Genomic DNA, 11,533 nt, shown 5'->3' on the forward strand with positions numbered 1-11,533 from the left:
CATCATGGCCGTTTATAGTACCGCAGTCTCTCCCCTTTATTTTTACTGAAGAGCAGACAGAAACCATAAATACCGGCTTTGACATGCCGGGGAAGTCCTTATAGTACAATAATTTTCGATATCCAAACTGACCCCGAGAATGCCATTAGCTGTGGGTTTACTTTGCCGGCGTGGCTTTCCGGATTGCGGCCTGCAGTTTTTCAGTGGTCACCGCCTCCGGGAGGACGGTGATGGTGTCCGGTGTTGCTCCGCTGACGGGCATCACGATGATTCCCGGCGTGCCGGTGAGACCCAGCGCCTCTGCCAGGTTACTGTTTTTCTCCAGGGACGCGGTATGGTCGCCCGGAGCTGAGGTGGCCAGCCCCGCTTTTGACGCCGCCCCGTAAATATCCTCCGCCGTCAGTTTGCCTTCATTATGGCCGCTGGCGTAGATGGCATTGTGATAGGTGACATAGGCCTGCGGACCTTTTTTTTGCCAGACCGTCAGCCCCTGCTGCGCTGCCTTAAGTGAGGCTTCCCAGCGACCACCAAAAATTGGCCACTCCTTAAAGAGGTAGCGGACGTCCGGCTGCGCTTTCATGACCTTCTCCAGCTCCGGCGCGAAGCGGCTGCAGAACACGCACTGGTAATCAAAGAATTCAATCACCGCGACCTTTGCATTATCAGGCCCGTAAGCCGGAGTATCCGGATCATGCAGAAGGTTCGCCTGATTCTCCATCACGCTGAGTGCAAACATCTTCTGCTTATGTGCCTCCTGCTGTTCCTGCAGCTTATGACTGACCGTCACCAGAATCTCCGGGTGGGACACCAGGTAGTCTGCTGCGATTTCCCCGATACGGGCCTCCTGCTCCGGGCTGAAGACCGGCTTCGGGGCCGAAGCGTGTGCCATTGCAATAAAGCCAATGTATGTTGTAACTAATAATGTCGCTAATTTATGTCTTTTCATTGCCTGATTCTCATGGTTAAAAGGGGGATTAACGTTCTTTCTGAATGGTACGGGTGAGGGTCTGTTCTTCACGCTCCGGCATGCGGCCGCGTTCAGTATTTTCTGCCACCCTGAGCATGTCGCGCTCAGCGTTTGCCAGATCTGCAATCACACGCGATGCCCGCGACTGTTCACCGGATGCCTTGTCAGCACCTTCCAGCTCACTCCTGACACCGGCAGCGGCTTTCATTTCCTGTCCATCGGTGTTTTCCTCACCTCTCACCCTGGCGATCACATCCGCATCCGGGTTGAGTGGTTCCGGTTTACGCGGATTAATTTCTTCCGCTTTCAGTCTGATAACCTCTTCCTGCGGAATTTCCGCCAGCAACGACTCAGGCTGCCTGTTCCGTCCGGCTTCTTCATTGCGAACCTGGTCTGCCAGCATCTGTTCACGCAGTTGCTGTACGTTCTGCTCGTCAGTCAGCGTGGAGACAATACCCGGAGAGACATCCTGTTTTGTCCCACCGCTCACCTTAAGCAACCATGCTGAAGGCGGTTCATCGCCGGTCTGCCAGACCACGCCATCCTTCGGGTGATGTCGTACTGCATCAAGCGCGGCCGCCAGGTCACTGGCCACAATCGTGTTGCCTGACTGGCTTCGCTGCAGTACCGCACCACGGGCACGCTCTGTCATCACCATCCGGGTCTCCCCCTGCGTCATCCGCCCTTCCGGGCTGGCAACCAGGGAAACCAGAGCCAGGCCCGCACTTCTGCCGTTGTTGTCATACACCGGCAGCGCCAGCGCCGGTTCGGGAAAGCGCCGGGTGGCCGGGATGATTTTTGCCGTCAGTGACGCGTCCTGCATGCCCTGATGGCGCACCCATGCGCGACCAATGGCCGTTTTATTCACCGGCTGCCCCATCGCCCAGATGGCTTTCGCCTGTTTACGCTGCGTTTCAGGTGCCAGCGCATCGTGCGCCGTTTTGATATCCCGCTCCGGCGTTTTTACCGCCTTAACCCAGTCCGCCTTCCCGTCAGTATAAATCTGGACATGCTCTTTCACGCGCGAGGCCGAGATGTAGAAGGCGCGACGGGAGGCAAGTGCCTTACGCCCGCCTTCCGTGCCCTCAAGCGCAATGACATAATCGCTACTGGCCCCCTGAGCACCGTACCCGGTGACAGCCCAGCCGTAGTCAATATGCTGCTGCGCCCTGACCGCCTGAGGATTGATGGTGATGCGGCCGTTCTCCCCCTTCAGACGAATATTGCCCGTTTCGCTGACCGACTCGACCGTATAGCGCTGGCTGGCCATCTGTCCCTGCTCCTTGTCTGTCGCCGTGAACTTCAGCAGATCGCCGGCGCGGACTTCCCTCTCGCTGCGGCGAAACAGCTGCACGTCGCCGGTGATGAGTTCCTTCGGGGAATACAGTCCAATCCTCCCCTCCTCATCGCGTACCGTGACCGTACTGCCGTTGCGGTCAACGGCCAGCACGTCCTGGTAGCGATCGCCGCGTTTAACCACCATCCCGGCTTCCCAGGCATCGGTTTTATTGAACTCATGACGGGTGTGGGTGATTTTATCGAGCACCGGCACCGTAATGGCCTTCTCCCCCAGCTCTCCCCGGGCAGCCAGCACAGCATGAATGCCGGCATTTACCGCACGACGGTCAGCGTTCAGCTGGGTGATAATGAGGGTACGGGACCGCGCCTCCGGCGTCCGGTCCGTCCAGTCAGCCACGATGTCGTTAACGGGCGTCTCCGTTTCCTGAATGGCACTCCCCGGCAGCGTGGCTGAAGCGCTACGCGCCACACGGTCAGCCGGCTGGGTTTCAATGCGCTGCAGGGCCGCATCGATCCGGTTATCAATGATGTCGTGAACGGCGCCGCGCAGCTGCAGGTCTTTCTGGCGGACGATTTGCTTCATAATGGCCACATCCATCGGGCTTCGCTCCTGCATCAGCTTAAACGGCGCGCCCACGTCGACCGCTTCAAACTGGTCGATATCTCCCATTGAGACCGCGCGACCGCCGCCACTGGCAATAGCCTGGAACAGTGCCGCCGTATCCTGGTTGCCTGCCATTGATGACTCATCGATAAGAAACACCTGTCCTTTATAGTCAGGCTTCTCGCCTGCGGCCGTCGCCTGGTCATGCTCAACGACAAAGGATTTGATGGTCTGCGCCCGGACACCGACGTCGCTCATTTCTTTCACCGCCTGGTGCGTAGGAGCAAGCCCCGTCATCACCGGACGAACGTCCGCCGGCAGGGTCTCCAGTGCAGATATCACCGCCTTCAGCTGCGTGGTTTTCCCCACGCCGGCATAGCCCTGAATCCCGATAAACTGATCCGTTGTACCCAGCACCAGGGTGGTCGCCTTTTTCTGGCCATCGGTGAGTCCGTTCAGCACTGCCTCCGGTACCTGTTCCAGCAACGGTTGCTGCGTACCTTTCCCTTCCTCCACCACGCGCAGAATGGCTTTCTCCATCTCCCAGGTGGACCGGGAAACCAGTACCGGCTCTCCCCCTGCGGATACGGACAACAGCTCGCCATTTTTAATCATCGCGCCAATTTCATTCCCGATAGCCTCAAGGTCGGGATGATATTTCTGCGCTTCCGTCGCCAGCTTAAGCTCGCTGATCACCACGGTGCGCTGGTCGTTAATGGCACGCCACACGGCCAGGCCCGCGTCCGACCGGACGCTGTCATGCAGTGAATCAACCGCCTGACTGACGTCCTGGTGACCGCTCAGGTTTCTGACCAGCTGCACGGGAGAGGCATTTGTCTTCATGCGCTGCAGCCGGGCTTCCGCCCGGTCCTGCACTTCGGCGGTGAACACTTCCGCCCGGTGGCCACTCTGTGCCAGCGAGTTCATGGTCTGGGTCGATATGTCTCGGCTGTTCAGCGCGGCCAGCACCACGCCGGTGTCGTTATCCCGGCCGCCCGGCGCGGTCACGTAAGCATGTGACAGATAGAGCGGCTGGTCTTTTGGCAGCGTCAGGGTGTCTTCCCCCCGTTTAACCTCTATCCCCTTTTCACTTATCCCGGTCACCTCAAGACGATCTTTGGCCTTCAGGCTGTGCTCGCGGTCACCCGCCACGGCCAGCAGTTTTTCGCCGGTGGCCACGCTGAGGGTTTCACGGCTGAAGAGACGCCAGTCAGCGCTGATATCGCCGATTTTCATCCGGGTCAGCACGCCATCCCCGTCGATGAGAGAGAGGACTCGCGTATCCTCATGCACCCGGTCAATCACATAGGACTTACGCTCTTTTGCGTCCGTGCGATCCTCAAGCACCATGCCGGAACGGTATGAACCGGGCATGCGCCGCGTTTTGCTGTCGAGCCAGACCGGCTGCCGGGCCTCTATCTCCACGCCGTCACGCCCCAGTTGTCCTGCGTTCTGCAGCGCCTCTCGTACCAGGCCTGTCAGCTGTGCCTGTTCACGCCTGCCGACCACGACGGCGGTGACGTTTTCACTGCCTCCGCTCAGCTCTGCAAACCGGTTGGCCAGCGCTTCGTAACGGTCGCGTTTGTTCGGAATACTGACCACTTCGGCCTCAAGCCCGGGCGCCGGCTCCGTGCGGCGGGAACGGGCAACCCCTGCGGACTCCAGCACGGACATGGCGTTACCGTTCGCCTGCCGTCCGGCACTGTCGAGAAAGACCAGCTGTGCATCCTGCGCACGCGCTTCGCCCAGCAGAACCAGCGTCTCCTTGAGCCCCAGACGTTCTGCCCCTTCGATTATCAGCGTGCTCTGGGGTTTCATGTGGAAATCACCGCTCAGAATATGCTGCCGGCTGATAATCCGCTCCCGTAAATCGTCGGATTTCGCCAGCGAAATGGCGCGCTCGGCAGAGCTGGCCAGCACCTGCACATCACGACCGTTCGCCCCGGAAATACCGGCCAGCTGGGCGGTCAGGTCACGGATGCCCGCCACGCCTGACGGGGCATTCATCAGAACCAGGGCGTCTTTCTCCACAACTTCCAGCGCCGCCGGCGCGTACTGTGCCGGGCGGGTGAAACTGACGACTTTTGTGGATTTGAGATGCTCCTGACTCAGCGCCTGGATCGAGAGTTCATCCAGCAGGTGAATACGGGAGGTGAAAACCCCTTTCTCACTGTCCAGCGGCACAATCATGCCGTCCTTCAGCGCCGCATCGATGGCCACACGAATATCCTTAATCTCCGGCAGCCGTTCGCTCAGCTCAGCGGTGGTCATCATCAGCTCGCCAAAGGTGAAGCGCGTTTTACTGTCGCTAAGCTGCGAGATGGCCAGCCGGACAGCCTCAGTCAGTTCCGGGCGGGGTATTTCAGTGTCCAGCTGCGCTGCAGGAAAGCTTCTGGTCGCCGGCGTCTTTTCGGGAACGATCTGTGCCGGCTGACTCAGCGTGTCAGTCTGTTGTGGTACTGGCTGACGGGACAGGCTTTCCCGTTCTGCGGGTTGAGCAGGTGTGTCGACGCTCTTTTCTGCCGTGGACGACGTCTGCGGAGAAGCCTGTTCAGGCCCGGCAGGAACCGGCTTAGCCTGGTGATCTCGCTCCGGCTGAGGCGCGGTCTCACGAAGACCTGCATCACGCGGCACCACGCTCTCCTGATACGCCTTCAGGTCAAATCCCTTCTCCTTCATCTGGCCCAGCCAGCGCTCCATCAGGCGCATCCGCGAAGGGTCAACTTTCGCCCTGCGGGTGTCTTTGGCGGCCACATCCCGGCTGCGCAGCGTGGCTTCAGCCCCCACGGCCCCCTGTATTTCCCTGCCCCGTGAGGAATATTCGTCCCTGACTTCTTCCGGAACGCCCTTGATCTCCCACATGCCATGCTTGCCTACTTCTTCCACTTCATGGCCGAGCGCTTCAACCCTCTCGCGCAGCGCGCTGCGATAGATTTTCCCGAGCGTGACCTGGTGCTTCATGACGGTCTCGATAAAACCGGCGTTATGGATATAGTCCGTGGCCAGGGCTTTCCATTTGCCCGCATACTCCGTCATGTTGGCAATCAGGAGATGGGTGTGCAGCTGCGGGTCGAGATTGCGCGAGGTATCATGCGTATATGCGGCCGCCACCATCTTGCCGGTGTGTACAATGGACGTAACGCCGTCTTTCGTGTCGCGGGCCGAGATGAGCTTCTCCACATAGCCGGCCGCCACGCGGACGGCATGATTATGTGCTTCCACCATTTCTTTATCGTTGCCGATGAGTGCAAGAATGGACACGCTCTTGGGGGCGGAAAAGGTCAGGTCATGACCGGGGCGGTGGACGTGCTGTCCGTTAACCTCCTTTCCAAGCCGTGAGCCGTCCGGCAGACGTCCCTCGAGCACGGCCGTCAGGTCATCGCCACGGACATTGCCCTCAAGGCCCAGCTCTTTTGCACCTTCCCCCATCCAGAGGCTCTGCAGGCTGCCCAGAAAATAGTAGTTATCGGAATTGCTGTAGTAGCCTGCAGCCTCGCCGGCTGACGCTACTGGGGCGACTGACATCATAGGTCATGCTCTCTGTCGTAATAGTGATGGTCGTTTTCGTCGTAACCCGGGTCGTCCGCGTCACGGTGAAGTAAAATGTTCTCTTCTTCCTGCGCCAGCCGGCGGTGAGTACGGTGTGATTCATCCGGTTTTTCCGGCGTGACGGTGTTACCGGCCGTCGTGAGACTCAGCCCGCCGTCTGGCAGTGCAGTCACCTTCATGTCCAGGCTCATTGATTCGCCCGCACTGTCGCTGGGCTGATCTTCCGCCCCCCCAGAGGTGGCTCCGGTATTGAGCCGCCGTTTCAGCATCCCCAGCGCGCCAGCTGGCGATGTTTCAGGTACTTCTTCCTGTTGGGTTCTGGCCCTGATTTTTTGAAGCGCTGCAGGAATATCCGGATTAAGGGAAGCAATATCTGCAGGACGATTAACTGAAGGAGAAGATGGTCGCAGAGAGACAACGTTGTCTTTTTTCTCTGCAGTGACAGGAGGTGTCACCGGGCTGTGATTTTCAGTCGCCGTTTCCGGCACGACTGTCGCTGAACCGGATTTGACTGGCTCCATGGCCAGTACCCGTTTCTGTTCAGGTACCGCCACCCGGGCTGGCTTCTGATCTGCGGCAGGTGCAGCCATCGGTTTGTCCACGGGCGTTTTTATGGATTCAGGCGTTGCTGCTTTGGCACCTGCGGATACCACGACTGCACCGCCCGATGACGGGATGGTTTCATCTCCCTTCTCCAGCACTTCATCTCCGGTCGGGAACGTCAGTCCTGCTGCCGTTGCTGCCCGTTCGTTCTCCTGAATGACCTTCTCCAGTTCCGGGCTGAGGGCATCACGGATATTGCGCTCTATCAGTCCGGCATGGCGTTTCTTCAGGGCGCGGTATTTCAGCTTCAGCCGGACCACCGGATACTCGCCCGGCAGACGCACGTAAAAACTCAGGTTTGGCAGGCGCATGATCTGCTCATAGTCAACGACCGGGTTATTCACCTCGTCCTTGCCGAGGGACACACCGTCACGCACCTGGTCCAGACCGTAGCTGTTCTGCTCACGGATTTTTCGTTTACGCTGGTTCCCCAGCTCCTCTTCAACCACTTTGGCCATTTCTGCACTCGGCGAACGGCCGTACATCCGGGTGTTCATCAGGTCAAAGATACTTTTGGCCAGCTCGCGGCCGTAGACGTGAACCAGCTGCGCCATGTTCTGCATTCCCAGCACGAAACAGCCGCCGAACTTACGCGCCTCGGCCAGTGTCTCGGCCAGCTCCGGGATACGCTGCAGGCTGGGGGCTTCATCGATAATGAACCACACGCGCCGGTCGCTGTTTTCTCCCATGCTCTGCAGCATCAGCGTGGCCAGCGACACCCAGAGTGAGATAAGCGGCCGCACGCTCTTGCGGTGACGGGCCTGGGTCGATATGAACAGCCAGCTGTTGTCATAGCGCTCCTGCGTCATCCACTCACGGATGGTGAACGGAGGCTTCGTCCCGTCATCCAGCCCCTGCAGATAGCGAAGGGCTTTGGCGTAGTTGGTCACCACCGAGCGAATGGAAATGGCCGTTTTCTCGATTTTCTCCTCAACCAGGTTGGCCGACGGTGTGTTGGCCAGATAGCCACGCAGGCTTTTCATGCTGAGAGAAAGCAGGGTTTTGAGGAACTTCTCTATGCTGCGTTCCGGGTCAACAGACATGCGTATCGCAAGGTCGGCAAAGATGGTGCGCGAGCTGGATACCCAGAACGGATCGGAATCCCCTTCAACAGGGATAAGGCTGGCGGCCAGGTTGTCATAGTCGACCGCGTCGACACACTCGCCCCACATCTGCCAGTTTGCACAGCGTTCGTCATGGGCGCAGAGAATAAAATCAGTGTCAGGGTTATAGTGGGTTTCGGTGAAGGTACAGCCGGAGTCGTAAATAATGGCCCGGTCACCGCGTTTGCGGATGAAGTCAAGAAGCCAGCGGATGAGGGTCGATTTACCCACTCCGATAGTGCCGTGCATCAGAAAGTTGAGCACTTCTGCCATCCGGACCATGTGCAGGTCACCCACACGCAGATCGGAGAGTTCATCGTTCTTTCGCAGCAGCCTGTTCACTTCCGCAGGCTTGTCGGTCAGCTCCATGCCGGAGATGTACTCGTCCTCACTTTCCTTACGACCGATATCCGCGATAAACCAGGTCACCGCCAGAAACACCACCAGGCTGAAGACGCCACTGGCACAGGCCGCCCACTGCAGCTCACTCAGACACAAATCGCCCATTGCCTGCATATACGGGTCGGCGTAAATCTGCGGCAGGGTCATTTTGAGTACCATTGCCGTCGCCGTTGGTGCATACCAGTAGTGAACGTCATAGATTTTTGGCGTGCCCGTTGCCGGCATCAGCTCGATAAAACTGCTGTTAAGGCTGGCAAACCACCACAGGGAGCCGTTATCAAGGGCTTCCGGGGGGATGCGCCAGAGAAAAATGGCGGTAGTCAGCACGGCGAACAGGATGAAGATCCAGAATCCTATCCAGTTGTTCACCTGAATGAACATGCGCCAGCGGTAAGCGGTCATCTGCCCGCCCTGGGTGAGGTTTTTTCCTGCGAAGCTCATAGAGTGTTGTCCGGCCGTTATCGCATCACCTGCGCGGTGATGTGTGTTATCAGGGGAGAAACGTTGAAAAAAGTGATGAAAAAACGTGGTACCACGAGGGGGAAAGCGTCGGGTTATACCATCTGGCTCAGCTCATATCTGGCCTGCTGGCATCCGTCCTCCCAGTCCTGTTCATTTATGCCCGCAGCAACAGAGCGGACTGACGTGGCCACATCAGCATAAGCCGCTGAATGCCACTCACCGGGAGCCAGCCCATAGAGGGTGTATTCATAGCCGGCCCAGTATGCAATGAGGGTCATACCCGCGCCTTCCGGAAGTGAACCGAATACCCGAAGGTATGCCACCGCCATCACCAGCTCACTTTCCAGATGGATAAGGTGCAATAAACCGGCAAGATCGCCTTCTGTACTTTCGAAACGCATGGTGTCCTCCCGTTAAAATGCCCCGTCGGCAGGGCATGTTTCAGTTCACTATTTCTTTGAATCACGAACGTTTGGGTTGATCCGAGAACAGCCCAATAACACGAAACAGATAAGCCGTGAGCAGGGAAACCAGCACACCGCCGCACAGGAAAATCAGAAGAATAACAATCGTGTTCAGCTCACTGGCCCACGCAAAACCCGCACCGGACAGCGCTGAGGTATAGGCCAGAAGCAATGAACTCCCGGCCCGCCATTTCAGAAGGTCGACGCCGAATCTTTCCAGCAAATAAATGGTGCTGACCAGCGTCAGAAAGGAAAAGAAAAGCACGTTTATTGTGCGGGAGAGGAATGTTGTATTCATGGTGAATGCCTTTACGTTTGTGTCTGCAACGCTCGCCGCAGACAGGGCTGCGCCTGGCGCAGCCCTGCGAGGAAGCGTCATTTCAGGGGACTGACAGAAAGCACTGACGCACCCTGCCCGGAATGAGCATGGTGAAAAATCAGTATGTGAGGGAGAACGGCTACGACGATCGCCGCAGCCGCAGGGTATTACATGATGCCGGCGATGGATTTGGCCAGCTGCGCTTCCAGAACAGGCTTAGCCTCTTCAAATTTGAGGTTTACCTTGTTGGCGTTGGATACCACGCGGGTCTGGTATTTAGCACGGTTCCCCTGCTCCGTGCTTGTCTGCAGCTTAATGCCGGACGTTCCCTGCTTCAGGGCAGCAATATTGTCGGTCGTGACGGCTGCTTTGCTGCGCTCGGAGATTTGCAGATCGGTCACCATCGTGTAGTTGACGTCCTCGACCATTGCATCTGCAGCCATACCAATCAGCCCGGTGGCCAGGCCTACACCCAGGGTCGCACCGGCAGAGCTGGAGTTGTAGGCGGTGATACCGGCCCCTAAAGCAGCCCCCATAGCACCACCTTCATAGCCGGTTTTCAGGAAGCCCTGCGCATCACGCAGATCCATTTTTTCGGCTTTCAGCACATTTGCCTGAATCCAGTAGTAGGCGGTGTCCGGAGAGCTGGAGACACGGTAGCCTTTTGCGGCCAGTTCATTCGTAATTTGTGCCTGCAGACCTGACATATCCTTGTCGGAGGTGTTGCGGATCTGCAAATAGACTGTCTTCTCTGAGGATGGCTCCAGCCAGATGGTTTCACTCATCTGGGTTTTGACCTCGAGATTACGCTTCTTCACTGCAGTGGACATGGCCCCACAACCTGACAGCGCGAGAGCAGAAGCGACCAGACCAACAACGGCTAATTGTTTTAATTTCATGAATTCATCCTGTGCATAGAAAAACGTCCCCGTTAGCGAGATGTAGCTAACAGAGACGTTATCGGCTGATTTGGAAAGGAATTTAGGTTAAATAAGAGATGGGAGTGTATTACTACAATAATTAAGGGGGCACAGCCCCCTTGTTATCAGTATCCCCGGTTGGGGTCATACGTATTTGAAGGTTCGTTGAAGTTTGTACCCCAACTGTTTCCGTGTACATCCAGTCCTGAGATACCACCGATCATCGGCATTCCTGATGCAGGGTTGATTGCATTACTTTGATTGCAATCGATGTTGCTAGAAGTGAAATGCATAGGAAGCACTGATGAACTTGTATCAAGGCCTGAATATTGACTTGATGAAAACTCAGCCAGTGTTATTCCTTTGCTAATCGCACCTGATTGATATCCAGCCATCTCGGAATCAGTAAGCCTATAAGCTTTATTCCCACGTATTTTATAGACATAGCCTGTATCTCTATCTTTTATCAGGTTAAATTCCTTCTTCCCGATTGCGAACAAAGCGGCTGAGAGAGCCATAACCGCAGACATTGCAAGATATAAAAATACTGCATTTTCCCAAAGCAAATACAGGCATATTATCTGCAAGGTAAGTGAGAGTAGCGCGAGCAGTATTATTGAGACGAACGAACCTCCGCCTCCATGTTTATCCGCTTTATTGAGCAGGTAACATAACGGTGAGGATACAAGCAAACCTAACCCATACATACCTACCAGTGCGATCCAATCTTCGCTGTGATAATCACTATGGTAAGGCATGACATCATGAATTAGTGGTAACACCGCATATAAACTAAAAACAGGGATGTAAGAAATTTTACATAAGTTAGCTTTTAGCATTT

At 56.7% G+C, this 11,533-nt stretch carries 7 protein-coding genes; all 7 read right to left on the minus strand.

Annotated elements, in window-relative coordinates; all coding sequences use genetic code 11:
* Positions 1-157: 157 nt before the first annotated feature.
* Positions 158-946 (minus strand): DsbA family protein, encoded by a 789-nt coding sequence (locus ACHH0Z_RS22415; RefSeq protein WP_045409450.1) that lies wholly within the window; start codon positions 944-946, stop codon positions 158-160.
* 28 nt (positions 947-974) lie between these two features.
* On the minus strand, positions 975-6,398 hold the full coding sequence (gene traI, locus ACHH0Z_RS22420; RefSeq protein WP_045409447.1) for a conjugative transfer relaxase/helicase TraI: 5,424 nt from the start codon (positions 6,396-6,398) through the stop codon (positions 975-977).
* Positions 6,395-8,968 carry a type IV conjugative transfer system coupling protein TraD gene (gene traD, locus ACHH0Z_RS22425; RefSeq protein ID WP_045409444.1) on the minus strand — a complete coding sequence of 858 codons (2,574 nt, stop codon included), beginning with the start codon at positions 8,966-8,968 and terminating at the stop codon, positions 6,395-6,397. Before traD ends, traI begins: the two co-directional genes overlap by 4 nt.
* A 113-nt stretch (positions 8,969-9,081) precedes the next feature.
* A complete protein-coding gene (locus ACHH0Z_RS22430; RefSeq protein WP_045409441.1) occupies positions 9,082-9,390 on the minus strand; it encodes a hypothetical protein in 309 nt (102 codons plus the stop codon).
* A gap of 61 nt (positions 9,391-9,451) precedes the next feature.
* Positions 9,452-9,832 carry a hypothetical protein gene (locus ACHH0Z_RS22435; protein ID WP_239519690.1) on the minus strand — a complete coding sequence of 127 codons (381 nt, stop codon included), beginning with the start codon at positions 9,830-9,832 and terminating at the stop codon, positions 9,452-9,454.
* A gap of 107 nt (positions 9,833-9,939) precedes the next feature.
* The gene (gene traT / locus ACHH0Z_RS22440) at positions 9,940-10,671 is read right to left on the minus strand and encodes a conjugal transfer complement resistance protein TraT (RefSeq protein WP_045409436.1); all 732 of its coding nucleotides are present in this window, start codon (positions 10,669-10,671) and stop codon (positions 9,940-9,942) included.
* Positions 10,672-10,817: 146 nt separating this feature from the next.
* Entirely contained in the window at positions 10,818-11,531 is a 714-nt protein-coding gene (locus ACHH0Z_RS22445) for a hypothetical protein (RefSeq protein ID WP_045409434.1), read from the minus strand.
* Positions 11,532-11,533: the final 2 nt, after the last annotated feature.

Origin of the sequence: Enterobacter cloacae complex sp. 2024EL-00227 (genome assembly GCF_043945315.1) — a bacterium.
In the GTDB taxonomy this organism is placed as follows: Bacteria; Pseudomonadota; Gammaproteobacteria; order Enterobacterales; family Enterobacteriaceae; genus Enterobacter; species Enterobacter roggenkampii.